The 15662-nt window shown below is 69.6% G+C and carries 15 protein-coding genes; 9 read left to right on the top strand and 6 right to left on the bottom strand.

Annotated features, from left to right (window positions below; translation table 11 throughout):
- The first annotated feature begins 161 nt into the window (after positions 1 to 161).
- Both AB0958_RS01860 and AB0958_RS01855 read left to right on the top strand, forming a co-directional pair.
- The gene (locus AB0958_RS01860) at positions 162 to 575 is read left to right on the top strand and encodes an anti-sigma regulatory factor (protein ID WP_366888305.1); all 414 of its coding nucleotides are present in this window, start codon (positions 162 to 164) and stop codon (positions 573 to 575) included.
- Positions 572 to 1666: an RNA polymerase sigma factor SigF gene (locus tag AB0958_RS01855; RefSeq protein ID WP_366888304.1), complete on the top strand. Its 1095-nt coding sequence runs from the start codon at positions 572 to 574 to the stop codon at positions 1664 to 1666. The genes AB0958_RS01860 and AB0958_RS01855 overlap by 4 nt, the downstream gene beginning before the upstream one ends.
- A gap of 26 nt (positions 1667 to 1692) precedes the next feature.
- On the opposite strand, the gene AB0958_RS01850 is transcribed toward AB0958_RS01855, so the two are convergent.
- Positions 1693 to 2133: a hypothetical protein gene (locus AB0958_RS01850; protein WP_366888303.1), complete on the bottom strand. Its 441-nt coding sequence runs from the start codon at positions 2131 to 2133 to the stop codon at positions 1693 to 1695.
- A 118-nt stretch (positions 2134 to 2251) separates the two neighbouring features.
- Between AB0958_RS01850 and AB0958_RS01845 the strand changes: the two genes are divergently transcribed.
- Together AB0958_RS01845 and AB0958_RS01840 are read left to right on the top strand one after the other, a co-directional pair.
- A complete protein-coding gene (locus tag AB0958_RS01845; RefSeq protein WP_366888302.1) occupies positions 2252 to 3220 on the top strand; it encodes a diacylglycerol kinase family protein in 969 nt (322 codons plus the stop codon).
- A 321-nt stretch (positions 3221 to 3541) separates the two neighbouring features.
- Positions 3542 to 3799, top strand: coding sequence for a WhiB family transcriptional regulator (locus AB0958_RS01840; protein WP_006142322.1), 258 nt, complete (start codon positions 3542 to 3544; stop codon positions 3797 to 3799).
- A gap of 166 nt (positions 3800 to 3965) precedes the next feature.
- Here AB0958_RS01840 and AB0958_RS01835 read toward each other — a convergent pair whose 3' ends face one another.
- Complete coding sequence (locus tag AB0958_RS01835; protein ID WP_360561097.1) at positions 3966 to 5432, bottom strand: PAS domain-containing sensor histidine kinase; 1467 nt, start codon at positions 5430 to 5432, stop codon at positions 3966 to 3968.
- Between the two features lie 514 nt (positions 5433 to 5946).
- Here AB0958_RS01835 and nagB point away from each other — a divergent pair.
- Positions 5947 to 6732, top strand: coding sequence for a glucosamine-6-phosphate deaminase (gene nagB / locus AB0958_RS01830; protein WP_366888301.1), 786 nt, complete (start codon positions 5947 to 5949; stop codon positions 6730 to 6732).
- A 249-nt stretch (positions 6733 to 6981) separates the two neighbouring features.
- Here nagB and AB0958_RS01825 read toward each other — a convergent pair whose 3' ends face one another.
- The 4 genes from AB0958_RS01825 to AB0958_RS01810 form a co-directional block, all read right to left on the bottom strand.
- Positions 6982 to 8484, bottom strand: a complete 1503-nt coding sequence (locus AB0958_RS01825) for a glycoside hydrolase family 3 protein (RefSeq protein WP_366888300.1) — start codon at positions 8482 to 8484, stop codon at positions 6982 to 6984.
- Positions 8485 to 8493: 9 nt separating this feature from the next.
- A complete protein-coding gene (locus AB0958_RS01820) occupies positions 8494 to 9333 on the bottom strand; it encodes a carbohydrate ABC transporter permease (protein WP_366888299.1) in 840 nt (279 codons plus the stop codon).
- The gene (locus AB0958_RS01815; RefSeq protein ID WP_366888298.1) at positions 9330 to 10304 is read right to left on the bottom strand and encodes a sugar ABC transporter permease; all 975 of its coding nucleotides are present in this window, start codon (positions 10302 to 10304) and stop codon (positions 9330 to 9332) included. Before AB0958_RS01815 ends, AB0958_RS01820 begins: the two co-directional genes overlap by 4 nt.
- A 174-nt stretch (positions 10305 to 10478) precedes the next feature.
- The gene (locus AB0958_RS01810) at positions 10479 to 11765 is read right to left on the bottom strand and encodes an extracellular solute-binding protein (protein WP_366888297.1); all 1287 of its coding nucleotides are present in this window, start codon (positions 11763 to 11765) and stop codon (positions 10479 to 10481) included.
- A gap of 359 nt (positions 11766 to 12124) precedes the next feature.
- Between AB0958_RS01810 and AB0958_RS01805 the strand changes: the two genes are divergently transcribed.
- The 4 genes from AB0958_RS01805 to AB0958_RS01790 all read left to right on the top strand — a co-directional run bounded on the left by AB0958_RS01805 (position 12125) and on the right by AB0958_RS01790 (position 15598).
- Positions 12125 to 12889 carry a GntR family transcriptional regulator gene (locus tag AB0958_RS01805; protein WP_132888780.1) on the top strand — a complete coding sequence of 255 codons (765 nt, stop codon included), beginning with the start codon at positions 12125 to 12127 and terminating at the stop codon, positions 12887 to 12889.
- A gap of 223 nt (positions 12890 to 13112) precedes the next feature.
- Positions 13113 to 13382, top strand: coding sequence for a DUF3311 domain-containing protein (locus tag AB0958_RS01800; RefSeq protein WP_366888296.1), 270 nt, complete (start codon positions 13113 to 13115; stop codon positions 13380 to 13382).
- The gene (gene mctP, locus AB0958_RS01795) at positions 13379 to 15007 is read left to right on the top strand and encodes a monocarboxylate uptake permease MctP (RefSeq protein WP_366888295.1); all 1629 of its coding nucleotides are present in this window, start codon (positions 13379 to 13381) and stop codon (positions 15005 to 15007) included. The genes AB0958_RS01800 and mctP overlap by 4 nt, the downstream gene beginning before the upstream one ends.
- 84 nt (positions 15008 to 15091) lie before the next feature.
- Complete coding sequence (locus AB0958_RS01790; protein WP_366888294.1) at positions 15092 to 15598, top strand: GNAT family N-acetyltransferase; 507 nt, start codon at positions 15092 to 15094, stop codon at positions 15596 to 15598.
- Positions 15599 to 15662: the final 64 nt, after the last annotated feature.

The following is a 15662-nucleotide window of genomic DNA, read 5'->3' as shown; positions in this document are numbered from 1 at the left end:
CACGGAGCGTATCCGCAGGTTTACTGTGAGTGACGCCAGGGGTCGGGGTCCCGAGGACAGAAAAGTTCGGAGCGCGGTAGCGTCACCGCTGAACCACGAAGTGCGTTACCCCGGGGGGCGACCCTCGGCCCCGAGAAGCTTGTACCACCATGGAGGTGAGGGTGTCCCAGATCGCAGGCGAGCCCGCGACCCAGGACTTCGTGGAAGTCCGGCTGCCGGCTGCGGGTGCCTACCTGTCGGTGCTGCGCACGGCCACGGCCGGTCTCGCCGCCCGCTTGGACTTCACCCTGGACGAGATCGAGGACCTGCGCATCGCGGTGGACGAGGCCTGCGCGATCCTGCTCCAGCAGGCCGTCGCCGGCTCGGTGCTCAGCTGTGTCTTCCGCCTCGTCGACGACTCGCTGGAGGTCACGGTCTCCGCCCCGACCACGGACGGGCACGCCCCTTCGCGCGACACTTTCGCCTGGACCGTGCTGTCGGCCCTGGCGGGCAAGGTCTCGTCGGCCGTCGACGAGGACAAGACCGTGTCGATCAGCCTCTACAAACAGCGCGGCGCGGGACCCGGGCCGGCGTGAGGAACGGGGACGGGCCGGTGCGGGACGAAGAGCGCGGCACACGGGGGCTGCCGGCCGGGGGCGAAGGCCCCGAGGTCGGGTCCCGCCGCATGGCTGACGGCATCGACGGCATCCCTGAACAGGCCAGGCCGCATCCGGAGGACCCCTCCGTGCGGCCCGGTCCGGACGGTGCCGTGCAGAGCGCGCCCGCGGAAGGGCGGAACGGGGTCGTGGCCCCGGACCGGGCCGGGGCGAAGGCTCGCGGAAGGGCGACGGGCGGGACGATGAGCGAGCACGAGCGAAACGCCGACGACGAGGCGCTGGCCGCGGAGGTGGTGCAGGCATCCCAGCACGAACCTCAGGACCGCAGCGGCGCGCGTGCCAAGTTCGTCGAGCTGCGCGCGCTCAAGGAGGGCAGCGCCGAGTACGCGGAGCTGCGCAACCAGCTGGTCCGGATGCACCTGCCGCTCGTGGAGCACCTGGCGCGCCGGTTCCGCAACCGCGGCGAGCCGCTGGACGACCTCACCCAGGTCGCCACCATCGGCCTGATCAAGTCGGTCGACCGGTTCGACCCGGACCGGGGTGTGGAGTTCTCCACGTACGCCACCCCGACCGTGGTCGGCGAGATCAAGCGCCACTTCCGCGACAAGGGCTGGGCGGTCCGGGTACCGCGCCGTCTCCAGGAGCTGCGCCTCGCGCTCACGACCGCCACGGCGGAGCTGTCCCAGCAGCACGGCCGCTCCCCCACGGTCCACGAACTGGCCGAGAAGCTGGCGATCTCGGAGGAGGAGGTCCTGGAGGGTCTGGAGTCGGCCAACGCCTACTCCACGCTGTCCCTGGACGTCCCCGACACCGACGACGAGTCCCCGGCGGTCGCCGACACCCTCGGCGCGGAGGACGAGGCCCTGGAGGGCGTCGAGTACCGGGAGTCGCTCAAGCCCCTCCTGGAGGACCTCCCGCCGCGGGAGAAGCGGATCCTTCTCCTCCGCTTCTTCGGCAACATGACCCAGTCACAGATCGCCCAGGAGGTCGGCATCTCCCAGATGCACGTCTCCCGGCTGCTGGCGCGGACCCTGGCCCAGCTGCGGGAGAAGCTGCTGGTCGAGGAGTAGGTCGCGCCGCCCTCGTGGCACCCGGATCAGCTACTGCGCCCGGGCCCCTTGATGCCGAGGGCCTGGGTGGTGGCAGAGTTCACCAGCAGCACCAGGGCGGCCACGGCCACCACGGCCAGAGCGATCCCCACCGGAATCGCCACGCTGTCGGCCTGCAGCAGGTTGTAGGCCACCGGCAGCGCCATGATCTGCGTGATCACGGCCGGGCCCCGGCTCCAGCTCCTGCGCCGCAGCAACCCGCGCGCGGCGAGCAACGGCAGCAGCGCCAGCACGATCACGGTGACGCCCCCGGTGACCGCCTGGCCCCGGTCGTCCGGTGAGCCGGTTACCCCGAGCACGAGCATCCACACCCCGCCGGCCACCAGCGCGAGCCCTTCGAGCCCGGCCAGCGCAGCGGCGTACGTCAGCCGCCGCGGACGGGGGCCTTCGGTTCCGTCGGCCTTCACAGCCGTAGACGCATCGCTCACCCCAGAAGGGTAGCCCGCGGGCCGGACGGGCCCGAGTGTTGAGGCTCACGCCCCTTTCTCTTACCCGATCCCTAACTCGGTCTGGGCCCGGTACTTTCCAGTAGGTACGCTGCAATCCATGCGTGCACTTCTCGTGGTCAATCCGGCAGCAACCACCACAAGCGCACGTAGGCGCGATGTCCTGATCCACGCGCTGGCGAGCGAGGTGAAGCTGGAGGCGGTCACCACCGAGTACCGCGGTCACGCCCGCGACCTGGCCCGGCAGGCGGCGGACAGCGACGACATCGACCTCGTCGTGGCGCTCGGCGGCGACGGTACGGTCAACGAGGTGGTCAACGGCCTGCTGCACGGCGGCCCCGACCCGGACCGACTGCCCGGTCTCGCGGTGGTTCCCGGCGGCTCCACCAACGTCTTCGCCCGCGCTCTGGGCCTGCCCAACGACCCGGTCGAGGCCACCGGCGACCTGCTGGACGCACTCCGCGAGAAGCGCGAGCGCCTGGTCGGACTGGGACTGACCGCCGGCACCCCGGGCACCGAGGACGAGGCGGTCCCGGCCCGCTGGTTCACCTTCAACGCGGGGCTGGGTTTCGACGCCGGCGTGGTCGGCCGGGTCGAGCAGCAGCGCGAACGCGGCAAGAAGTCGACGCACGCGCTGTACGTGCGGCAGGTGATCCGCCAGTTCCTCGGCGAGCAGCACCGCCGGCACGGTCCGATCACCCTGGAGAGGCCCGGTGCCGACCCGGTCAAGGACCTGGTCGTGGCGATAGTCTCGAACACGTCGCCCTGGACGTATCTCGGCAATCGCCCGATGTACACGTCACCTAAGGCCTCGTTCGATAAAGGCATCGACGTCCTCGGTCTCACCCGCCTGTCGTCCGCCGTGGCTGCCCGGTATGGCACACAGTTGCTCACTTCGTCCCCCGAGCGCGGACCCCATGGCAGGCATGCGGTGTCGCTGCACGACCTGGACCAGTTCACCTTGCATTCGAAGGTCCCCCTCCCCCTTCAGATGGACGGCGACCACCTAGGACTGCGTACGAGCGTGACGTTCACAGGCGTACGCCGCGCACTGCGTGTGATTGTGTGAGCGGAACGGGCCAAAGTCCTTTCACTCGAACGTTTAGGCCAGGGTCCACCCCATGGAAGTACGGCTGTGACCCAGTCGACACCGAGGAATCAAAAAAAACTTTCCGGAAGGGGTTGTATCCGCCGCTGAGGTTTGCGAGGCTCTACGTGGCGGTCGGGACGGCCCGCAACACCGGCGTCCACTGATCACCGGAATCCCCCTTCAACTCACAGGACCCCCTGCCAGGGAACCTGGCGGTCGGCCCTTCACTTGTTGAGGGATTCGTGAAAGCGTTCACATTCACAAGCAACGTGCATGTAATACCAAGGAGAGGTAGCAGCCATGGACTGGCGTCACAACGCCGTTTGCCGCGAGGAAGACCCCGAGCTCTTCTTCCCCATCGGCAACACTGGTCCTGCGCTGCTGCAGATCGAGGAAGCCAAGGCCGTCTGCCGTCGCTGTCCTGTGATGGACCAGTGTCTGCAGTGGGCGCTCGAGTCCGGCCAGGACTCCGGCGTCTGGGGTGGTCTCAGCGAGGACGAGCGTCGCGCGATGAAGCGCCGTGCCGCCCGCAACCGGGCCCGTCAGGCCTCCGCCTGACCCTACCCACCCCGCTAGCCTGAGCTTGGCGGCGCGTACAGCGAGTACGCATCTCCCGCCCCCGAGCCGCAGCGCGCAGTACCCCCGATGCGCTCAAGAGCAGCAACGAGCGAACAGCCCCGGATCCACCAGGTCCGGGGCTCTTTGCTGTCCGCCCCGGACCGGCCTACTTCTGCGCCCGCACCGGCACGTCCAGGATCACCCGGGTCCCCCGCTCCGGTGCCGGCACCATGTCGAACGTGCCGCCCAACTCGCCCTCCACCAGGGTTCGTACGATCTGAAGACCGAGGTTGCCCGAGCGGTGCGGGTCGAAGCCCTCGGGCAGGCCGACGCCGTCGTCCTGGACGGTGACCAGCAGACGGGCCTCCTTGGTGGTGCCGCCGCGCACCGCCGTCACCTCGACCGTGCCGGTGTCGCCCTCGCGGAAGCCGTGTTCCAGGGCGTTCTGCAAGATCTCGGTGAGAACCATCGACAACGGGGTGGCGACCTCGGCGTCGAGTATCCCGAAGCGGCCGGTGCGGCGGCCGGTGACCTTGCCCGGCGAGATCTCGGCGACCATCGCCAGCACCCGGTCGGCGATCTCGTCGAACTCCACCCGCTCGTCCAGGTTCTGAGACAGCGTCTCATGCACGATGGCGATCGAGCCGACCCGCCGTACGGCCTCCTCCAGGGCCTCCCGGCCGCGCTCCGACTCGATGCGCCGGGCCTGGAGGCGCAGCAGGGCGGCGACCGTCTGGAGGTTGTTCTTCACCCGGTGGTGGATCTCCCGGATGGTGGCGTCCTTGGTGATCAGTTCCCGTTCGCGGCGCCGCAGTTCGGTGACGTCCCGGAGCAGCACCAGCGAACCGATACGGGTGCCCTTGGGCTTGAGCGGGATCGCCCGGAACTGGATCACCCCGTCGTCGGACTCGATCTCGAACTCGCGCGGCGCCCAGCCGCTGGCGACCTTGGCGAGCGCCTCGTCCACCGGCCCCTTGGTCGGGGCGAGTTCGGCCGTGGTCTGGCCCAGGTGGTGGCCGAGCAGGTCGGCGGCGAGGCCGAGGCGGTGGTACGCGGAGAGCGCGTTCGGGGAGGCGTACTGGACGACCCCGTCCGCGTCCACCCGGATCAGGCCGTCGCCGACGCGCGGGGAGGCGTCCATGTCGACCTGCTGGTTGGCGAAGGGAAACGATCCGGCAGCGATCATCTGCGCCAGGTCCGAGGCGCTCTGGAGGTAGGTCAGCTCCAGGCGGCTCGGGGTGCGCACGGTCAGCAGGTTGGTGTTGCGGGCGATCACCCCGAGCACCCGGCCCTCGCGCCGCACCGGGATGGACTCGACCCGTACGGGGACCTCTTCACGCCACTCCGGGTCGCCCTCGCGGACGATGCGTCCCTCGTCCAGGGCGATGTCCAGCATGGGCCGCCGGCCGCGCGGGACCAGGTGGCCGACCATGTCGTCCTGGTAGGAGGTGGGGCCGGTGTTGGGGCGCATCTGCGCCACCGAGACGTAGCGGGTGCCGTCCCGGGTGGGCACCCAGAGGACCAGGTCGGCGAAGGAGAGGTCGGAGAGCAGCTGCCACTCCGAGACCAGCAGATGGAGCCACTCGAGGTCGGAGTCGCCGAGGGCGGTGTGCTGGCGGACCAGTTCGTTCATGGAGGGCACGTCTGCGAGCGTACCCGCGGGTCTGTTCGTGGCCTAAAAACACCCGCGGGCCGCGGCGCCTGAGAGGGACCCTCAACCCTCCCGGCACCGCAGCCCGGAGCAGCAACGGCCGTGGGCTGTGCGGTCCCGGTCGGCCGAAGGTGAGGACCCGGGGCAGTCAGGGCAGAGAGCGCCGGTTCCTCGGTCCGCCCTCCTGTGCGGGGAGGACGGAAGCGGTATGGCTGTGCGGTACGGCCGCGTCGACGCGCCGTACGTCCAGCCCTCGTACGCAATTGTGGACTAGACCACCCTGTGTGTCCATGCGTTGGAGACTGTTCACAGTTGATCCGACCGCAGCCTAGCCCGCCGGAGTCGGCCGTGGGGACGGATGGCCGGGACAAGTTTTCCCCGGCGGCGCCCGACCCGGGGCGACAGGGGCTGGTTCTGTAAGATTAGTCCCATTAGATTGGTCTAAACCACAGAGACGTGGAGACCCCTCCAGCCCCTTTCAGAACGGCAGGCCAGCGTGGAAGTTGTCATCGTTCCGGACGCCGCGGCGGGTGGCGAGCTGATCGCCGAGGCCATGGCGCAGTTGCTGCGGCGCAGGCCCGACGCGTTGCTCGGGGTGGCCACCGGCTCGACGCCGCTGCCCGTCTACCAGGCCCTCACGGCGAAGGTGCGGGCCGGTGCGGTGGACACGTCCCGGGCGCGGATAGCCCAGCTCGACGAGTACGTGGGGCTGCCGGCCGAGCATCCGGAGTCGTACCGCTCGGTGCTGCGGCGCGAGGTGCTGGAGCCGCTCGGAATCCCGATGGAGGCGTTTCTGGGCCCCGACGGCACCGCCGCGGACGTGCGGGGCGCCTGCGCGGCGTACGACGCGGCGCTGGCCCAGGCCGGTGGCGTGGACCTGCAGCTGCTCGGGATCGGCACCGACGGGCACATCGGGTTCAACGAGCCGTGCTCCTCGCTGGCCTCCCGCACCCGGATCAAGACGCTCACCGAGCAGACCCGCCTCGACAACGCCCGGTTCTTCGACGGAGACGTCGAGCAGGTGCCGCACCACGTGATCACCCAGGGCATCGGGACGATCCTGGAGGCACGGCACCTGGTGCTGCTCGCCATCGGAGAGGGCAAGGCCGACGCGGTCGCGGCGACCGTGGAGGGGCCGCTGGCCGCGGTGTGTCCCGCGTCGGCGCTTCAGTTGCATCCGCATGCCACCGTCGTGGTCGACGAGGGCGCCGCGTCCAAGCTGAAGCACGCGGACTACTTCCGGTACACCTTCGACAACAAGCCGTCGTGGCAGGGGATCTGACGGTCGTGCGTCACGTGCGGGGCACTAGTGCTGTGACCGGAAGGGTTCGCCGGAGGCTCGCGGCGTCCGGTGCGGTGCATCGCAAGGCGGAGCATCGCCCGCGTACTGGATGTACTCGGGCGTTGCGACAACGCAGCGAGGTGCCGTGCCGGGCGTCGCGAGCCGGTGAACCTTTCCGGTCACAGCACTGGTCGCGCCCAGGCAGCGGCAGCCGCAGATCCGACACAGCCCCGCGCCCCTGACGGGGCGCTAGCGGGGTGTCATCGCCTCCGCGGCCGCGGTGCCGCACACTCGTGCCGCTCCGTGGGTGGCGATGTGGAGGGCGCCCCTCGGGGGAGCCTGGGGGACGCCCATTTCCACCACGATCGTGTCCGGGCGGGCCCCGAGCAGGAGGTCCAGGGCGCGGCCCATCCACGGGTGACGGTGCTCGTCGCGGACCACGGCGACGATCCGGCGGTCCCCGGCCGCCGCCAGGGCCCGCTCGCCCGCGTCCTCGCCGGTGAAGGTGCCGGTCTCGGTGCCGGGCAGCAGGCGGGTGAGTTCGGCGGCCACGCCCCAGGGGGTCTCCGTGCCCACCGCGATGTTCGCCACCGGGGCGAAGGAGGCGACGAAGGGGGCCGCGGTCAGCGGGGTGCCGGAGTCGACGCGCGTCACATGAAGCGCGCGGCGGGCCGCGACCAGACCGATGTCGGTGAGCGCGGGGTCCGCGGGCGCCGGTTTCGTCGTCGCCGTCCAGCGGGCCAGGGCCCGTACCCGCCGCGCCGCGTCGGCCAGGCGTTCCTCCGGAAGTTCCCCGGAGCGGACCGCGGCGACCAGGGCGTCGCGCAGCCTGCGCACCGTCGCCTCGTCGGAGAGGCCGCCGCCCACGCAGATCGCGTCGGCGCCCGCGGCGATGGCCAGGACGCTGCCGTGTTCGATGCCGTAGGTCGCGGAGATGGCCTGCATCTCCATGCCGTCGGTGACGATCAGGCCCTCGTAGCCGAGTTCGCCGCGCAGCAGGTCGGTGAGGACGGTGCGGGACAGCGTCGCCGGGCGGGCCGGGTCCAGGGCGGGGACCAGGATGTGCGCGCTCATCACGGCACGGGTGCCGGCCGCGATGGCCGCGCGGAACGGGACCAGTTCGCGGGCGCCGAGGACGTCGGCGGTCGCGTCGATGCGGGGCATGGCGTGGTGGGAGTCGACGGCGGTGTCGCCGTGGCCCGGGAAGTGCTTGGTGCAGGCGGCGACCCCGGCCGCCTGGAGGCCGGTGACGTAGGCGGCCGTGTGGCGGGCGACCAGGTCCTGGTCGGCGCCGAAGGAGCGGACGCCGATCACGGGGTTGGCCGGGTCGGAGTTGACGTCGGCGGACGGGGCCCAGTCGAGGTTCACCCCGCAGGCGGCCAGGCGGCGGCCCAGTTCGAGGGCGACCTGGCGGGTCAGCTCCGGGTCGTCGACGGCTCCGAGGGCGTGGTTGCCGGGGAAGGAGGAGCCGGTGCGCACCTCCAGGCGGGTGACGTCACCGGCCTCCTCGTCGATGGCCACCAGGACGTCGTCCCGTTCGGCCCGCAACTGGGCGGTGAGCGCGGTCAGCTGTTCGGCCGACACGATGTTGCGGCCGAACAGGCCCACGGAGGCGAGGCCCTCACCGAGCCGGCGCAGCAGCCAGTCGGGGGCCGTGGTGCCGGTGAAGCCGGGCTGCAGGACGGTCAGCGCGTCGCGCGTGACACCGTCCTTCGAGTTGGACGCAGCCGTACCGCTGGCGAATGTCGTCATCGGATGGGGTTATCCCTTCACGGCGCCCGCGGTGAGGCCCGCGGCCATCTTGCGCTGGACGAGGAGGAAGAGGGCGACGATCGGCACGGCCATCATGGTGGAGCCGGCCATCATCGGGGCGTATTCGGTGCCGTGCTTGGTGGTGAAGTTGGCGAGCCAGACGGTCGCGGTCTGGTGCTCCTGGCTGAGCAGCATCAGGGCGTACAGGTACTCGTTCCAGGCCTGGATGAAGGCGTAGACCGAGGTGGCGACCATGCCGGGGGCGAGGAGGGGGAAGACCACGCGGATGAAGGCGCCGGTGCGGGAGCAGCCGTCGACCATGGCGGCCTCCTCCAGCTCCTTCGGGATGTTGACGATGAAGCCGCGCAGGGTCCACACCGTGAACGGCAGGATGAAGGTCAGGTAGGTGATGATCAGGCCGCTGAGCTTGTCGTACTGGTCCAGGTCGTTGAGGAGCAGGAAGACCGGGATGATCATGGCGACCAGCGGGACCATCTGGACCGCGAGGATGCCGACGATCACGATCTTGCGGCCGCGGAAGGCGAACCGGGAGATGGCGAGGGCGGCGAGCAGGCCGATGACCATGCCGATCGCGACGACGGAGAGCGAGACGACGAGGCTGCGGCCCACCGGTCCCCAGAAGTCGGCGATGTCCAGCGCGCGGCGGAAGTTGGACAGGGTGATGCCGGTGGGCAGCAGGCTCGGGTCCGGGTCGATGGCGTCCTTCGCGGGCTTGAACGCCGTGTTGAGCATCCAGTAGACGGGGAAGCCGGCGATGACGAAGACGAGGAGGCCGAGGATGTTCCAGCCCCAGCGGGACCCCTTGCGAGGGGTGGCGACGGTGCTCATTCGACCTCTCCGATCTTCAGCATCTGGCGCATGTACACGGCGACGACACCGAGCAGGAGGAGCACGGTGAGCAGGGCGATCGCGGAGCCCTGTCCGTAGTCGTTGACCACGAAGGCACGGTCGTAGGAGTAGGTGGTCAGCAGCTGGAACTCGGGTTCGGGGTGGCCGCCGCGCATCACGAACACCTGCGGGAAGACACCCATGTCCCAGATGACCGAGAGCGTCGTGAGCATCACGATGATCGGTTTGAGGACGGGCAGGGTGACGTAGCGGAAGACGCCCCAGGCGCCGGCGCCGTCGAGGCGGGCCGCCTCCTCGAGTTCCTTGGGGACCTGGGTGAGGCCCGCGCTCAGCGTGATGACCACGAAGGGCACCGCGCCCCAGACGACCAGCAGCATGATCACGGCCAGTCCCTGGGGGCCGCTGGCGAACCAGTTGTGGCCGATCATCTGCACGCCCGGGACCTTGCTGAGCAGGGCGTTGAGGATGCCGTAGTCCGAGTCGAAGAGCCACTTGAAGAGCGTGGTGGCGACGATGACCGGCATGCCCCAGCTGGCCACGAGCACGATGTTGACCAGGGTCTTCACCCAGCCGGAGACCTTCTGCAGCAGCAGGGCGATGAGCATGCCGACGACCATGGTGAAGACCACGCAGCCGACCGCGAAGACGATCGTGCGCAGCACGACCTGCCAGAACTCGGTGTCGCCGAGGACCTGGGAGAAGTTCCCGAGGCCGACCCACTCGGCGGGCTTGAACCCCCACAGCTGGGACTGCCCGAACTCCTGGAAGGAGAGGGTGACCAGCCGGTAGAAGGGGTAGCCGAGGACGAGCGCGAGAACGGCGAGGCAGGGCGCCAGCAGCAGCCAGGGGACGGCGGGCCCGCCGGAACGCCGGTTCGCGCGGGGTCTCTTCAAGGGCTCCGGTGGGGGTGCCGGCACCTTGGGGGGTGTGGTCGTGTCAACGGCACTCATCGCGCGCTCCTAGCAGTTCGAGAAACGTCAGGTGAAGCGCCCCTTCAGGGGCGCGGGGAACTGCGCGATCAACCCCCACCGGCCCGCAGCGACCCCACACCCCGACGCGGCACTTTCTGATCTCGCCCACCGGCCGAGCCTGGACCCCGTCGCCCAGGCCCGGCCGCAGGCCGACTACTTGGTGTTGATGACCTTGTCGATCGCGGCGTCCGCGGCCTTGGCGGCCTCCTGAACCGACTGCTTGCCGGTCCCGATGTTCTGCAGCATGTTCTGCAGGACCTGGGCCTTCTCGACCTGCCCCCAGCCCGGCGCCATCGGCACGAACCAGTTGGACGCGGCCGCCTCGGCGGGCACCGCGGTCGCCGGGTCGTTCTTCAGCGTCGCGAGGTCGGTCTTGTTGTTGGGCAGGTTGCCCTTGCCCATCAGGCCCTTCTGGCCGGCGGGACCGGTGAACGCGTTGATCCACTCGGCGGCGACGCCCTGGGCCTTGGACTTCACCGGGATGGCGAGGTCGGAGCCGCCCAGGAAGACCGGCATGTTCTTGCCGGACGGGCCGGGCATCACGAAGTTGACGAGGTCGTCCTTCAGCTTGCCGCCGGTCTTGTCGTTCTTCGGGTCGGCCGCGGTGGCGCCCTCCCAGGCCGCGCCGAAGATCATCGCCGACTTGCCCTGGCCGTAGACGATGTACCGGTCGGACTCGTCCTTGGTCTTGTCACCGTGCATGTACTTGTCGATGACGTTCTTGAACTCGTCGAGGCCCTTGAGGGACTCCGGGGAGGAGAGGTTGCCCTTCCACTGGCCGCCGGACTGCACGGCGATGGAGCCGCCCGCGTCGTAGACGAAGGACATGGCCGCGTACCAGTCGCGGGTGGGCTGGTACCAGGCGCTGAACTTGTCGCCCTCCTTCTTCTGGATCTTGTCCAGGTCGGCGGTCAGCTCGGTGTAGGTCTTCGGGGTGGTCTTGATGCCGGCCGAGGCGGCGATGTCCTTGCGCCAGTTGGCGACGCGGCCACCGGCGTAGTAGGGCACGCCGTAGGTCTTGCCGTCGTAGGTCACCGAGGCCTTGAGGCCGTCCAGCCACTGGCCGGAGTTGCTGAACTGGGCGGCGTCGACGGGGGCGAAGGCACCCTTGACCATGTAGCCGAGCATCTCGGTGTTGCCCATCTCCACCACGTCGGGGGCCTTGTCCGTGGCGAGGACGGCGTCCAGCTTGGTGTTCTTGTCGGGCCAGCCGTAGTACTCGTGCTTGATCTTGATGCCGGGGTGCTTCTTCTGTACGGCGGCGTCGGCGGCCTTCACCAGCTCCGGCCAGTTGTTCTGCGCGTCCACCGTGAGCCAGACGGTCAGTTCCTTGGCGTCCGCGCCCTGGGACTTGCCGTCGCCCTTGTTGTCACTGCCACACGCCGCTACGGAGAAGACCATGCCCGCGATACCCATCGCGGCTATCAGCTTGCGCTTCACGCCACCCTCCTCAGGGATGCCACAAACCCCCCTGCCTCCCCGCGCGAGCGTTGGGCCGGGACCTGGACCAATGGTGTAGACCAGTGCGGGAAGCTTGGCCCAGACCACCAGGCGTGTCAAGGGTGGCCGAATGGGCTCCCACCAGCCGTTATGCGACCTATATATGCAAGAACCTTTAAGTAAGAAGCCCTCGAAAACCCGCGGCGCGGACGAGACAATTCCGGTAGACCACTCGAGTGGTGGACTAGACCAGAAGGGCCCGCGACGGTATACAGAAGGGATCACGCAGCGTGCGGGGCGAATCCCGGTACGCTGCCGTGCCACGAGGCGAGCCGCATCAGGAGCCGGGAAGGCGGAGCATGAGCACCGACGTCAGCAGTGCGGAGAACGAGAGCGGGACAGCCGTCCGTACCGCGCGCGTGCCCAAGTACTACCGCCTGAAGAAGCACCTCCTCGACATCACCGAGACCCAGGCACCCGGCACCCCGGTCCCGCCCGAGCGCACCCTGGCCGCCGAGTTCGACACCTCCCGCACCACCGTCCGCCAGGCCCTCCAGGAACTGGTCGTCGAGGGCCGTCTCGAACGCATCCAGGGCAAGGGCACCTTCGTCGCCAAGCCGAAGGTCTCCCAGGCGCTCCAGCTCACCTCGTACACCGAGGACATGCGCGCCCAGGGTCTGGAGCCGACCTCGCAACTGCTGGACATCGGCTACATCACGGCCGACGACCGGCTGGCCGGCCTGCTCGACATAAGCGCGGGCGGCCGGGTGCTGCGCATCGAGCGGCTGCGCATGGCCAACGGCGAGCCGATGGCGATCGAGACCACGCACCTGAGCGCGAAGCGCTTCCCGGCCCTGCGCCGCTCCCTCGTCAAGTACACGTCCCTGTACACCGCCCTCGCCGAGGTGTACGACGTCCGTCTCGCGGAGGCCGAGGAGACCATCGAGACCTCGCTGGCGACCCCCCGCGAGGCAGGCCTGCTCGGCACCGACGTCGGCCTGCCGATGCTGATGCTCTCCCGGCACTCCCTGGACCGCGAGGGCCAGCCGGTGGAGTGGGTGCGGTCGGTCTACCGCGGCGACCGCTACAAGTTCGTGGCCCGCCTCAAGCGCCCACAGGACTGACCGGCGCCCCCTTCACCGAACCGACCGGCACGACCCTTCACCGGACCGACCGGCACGACCCTTCACCGGACCGACCGGCACGACCCTTCACCGGACCGACCGGCACGACCCTTCACGGAATCGACATACCGAGAGGCCGGACGGCTACTTCCGCTCCGGTGACGCCGTGACCTAGATTGCCTGCGCATTACACAGGCGAACGGTGAGGGGACGGAGCCGCGGTATGTCGGATGTACCTGAAGTGAGGCAGCCGGTGGTGACACCTGTACGCGTGGTCATCGCCGTCTGCCTCGTCGCGCCCTTCGTGGCGATGCTGTGGGTGGGCTCCTACGCCAGGACAGACCCGACGTTCATCGGGATCCCGTTCTTCTACTGGTACCAGATGCTGTGGGTGCTGATCTCCACCGCGCTCACCATGACCGCGTACCAGCTGTGGCAGCGTGACCAGCGCGCCCGCAAGGCGGGTCGCACGAGCGGGGGTGCGCAGCGGTGAAGGACGGTGTGAACGGCGTCGCGCTCGGCGTCTTCGTCTTCTTCTTCCTGGCCGTCACGGTCATGGGATTCCTGGCCGCGCGCTGGCGCAAGGCCGAGAACGAGCACAGCCTCGACGAATGGGGCCTGGGCGGCCGGTCGTTCGGGACCTGGGTCACCTGGTTCCTGCTGGGCGGCGACCTCTACACGGCGTACACCTTCGTCGCCGTACCCGCGGCGATCTACGCGGCGGGCGCGGCCGGCTTCTTCGCCGTGCCGTACACGATCCTGGTCTACCCGCTGATCTTCACGTTCCTGCCGCGCCTGTGGTCGGTCTCCCACAAGCACGGCTACGTGACGACCTCGGACTTCGTGCGCGGCCGGTTCGGCTCCAAGGGCCTCTCGCTGGCCGTGGCGCTGACCGGCATCCTGGCGACGATGCCGTACATCGCCCTGCAACTCGTCGGCATCCAGGCGGTGCTCGACGTGATGGGCGTCGGCGGCGGCGACGGCACCAACTGGTTCGTCAAGGACCTGCCGCTGCTCATCGCCTTCGGTGTGCTGGCGGCCTACACCTACTCCTCCGGCCTGCGCGCCCCCGCGCTCATCGCGTTCGTGAAGGACGGGCTGATCTACCTCGTCATCGCGGTGGCGATCATCTACATCCCGATCAAGCTGGGCGGCTTCGACGACGTCTTCGCCAAGGCGGCCCACGCGTTCGCCCAGACCAATCCGGCGACCGGCAAGCCGCGCGGCGCGCTGGCGCCGCCGGAGGCGGGCCAGTGGACGTACGCCACACTGGCGTTGGGCTCCGCGCTCGCCCTGTTCATGTACCCGCACTCGATCACGGCGACGCTCTCCTCCAAGAGCCGTGACGTGATCCGCCGCAACACCACGATCCTGCCGCTGTACTCCCTGATGCTGGGCCTGCTGGCGCTGCTCGGCTTCATGGCCGTCGCGGCCGGCGTCAAGGTCACCAACGGCCAGCTGGCGATCCCGCAGCTGTTCGAGAACATGTTCCCGGACTGGTTCGCGGGCGTGGCCTTCGCGGCGATCGGCATCGGCGCCCTGGTCCCGGCGGCCATCATGTCCATCGCGGCCGCGAACCTCTTCACCCGCAACATCTACCGGGACTTCATCAAGCCGGACGCCACGCCGAAGCAGGAGGCCCAGGTCTCCAAGCTGGTGTCCCTGCTGGTGAAGGTGGGCGCGCTGGTCTTCGTCCTCACGATGGACAAGACGGTCGCCATCAACTTCCAGCTGCTGGGCGGCATCTGGATCCTGCAGACCTTCCCGGCACTGGTGGGCGGCCTGTTCACCCGCTGGTTCCACCGCTGGGCCCTGCTCGCGGGCTGGGCGGTCGGCATGGTCTACGGCACGGCCGCGGCGTACGGCGTCGCCTCCCCCACCCAGAAGCACTTCGGCGGCTCGGCCAAGGAGATCCCGGGCATCGGCGAGATCGGCTACATCGGCCTCACGGCGTTCGTGCTGAACGTGGTGGTGACGGTGGTCCTGACCTTCGCCCTGCGCGCCCTGAAGGCCCCGGAGGGCATCGACGAGACGAAGGCGGAGGACTACACGGCGGACGCGGGCGACCCGGGCGTGGAGGTCGAACTCCCCCCGGCCGTCGCGGGAAGCGCCCACTAGAGCGCCGCGCGAGCAACCCGTACACCGCGCAGCGGGCCGCCGAGAGCACCCCTCGGCGGCCCGCTGTCGTACATACTCCCCCGCATGGACATCGTCATCCGGCCGGCGCACCCCACCGAACACGCACCTCTCGGCGACATCACCGCACGGGCCTATCTCCTGGACGGTCTCCTCGACTACGGCGAGGGTGACGAGTACCTGCCCGTGCTGAAGGACGTGGCCGGCCGGGCCGCGGCCGCGGAGGTGCTCGTCGCCGTGCGGGGGGACCGCCTCCTCGGCGGCGTCACCTTCGTCCCCGGGCCCGGCCCGGTCGCCGACATCGCCCGCCCCGGCGAGGCCGAGATCAGAGCGCTCGCGGTCGCGCACGAAGCCCGCGGCCAGGGTGCCGGCGAGGCCCTCGTGCGCGCGTGCGTCGAGCGGGCGCGGGCCACGGAGGGCTGCACGGCCGTCGTCCTGTCGAGCCAGCGGAGCATGCACACCGCCCACCGGCTCTACGAACGTCTCGGCTTCGTCCGCACACCGGACCGGGACTGGAATCCCGTGCCGCACCTGGACGACGTCACTCTCCTCACCTACGAGTTGACACTCTGACACCGGCGCGACACAACATCTGGGGGTGACGTGACGACCCGGCACTAGATGTATGCTCATGCTC

Origin of the sequence: Streptomyces sp. NPDC006655 (assembly GCF_040703965.1) — a bacterium.
Lineage (GTDB): Bacteria > Actinomycetota > Actinomycetes > Streptomycetales > Streptomycetaceae > Streptomyces.
Note: the sequence above shows the minus strand (reverse complement) of the source record. Positions and strands in the feature narration are given on the sequence as shown.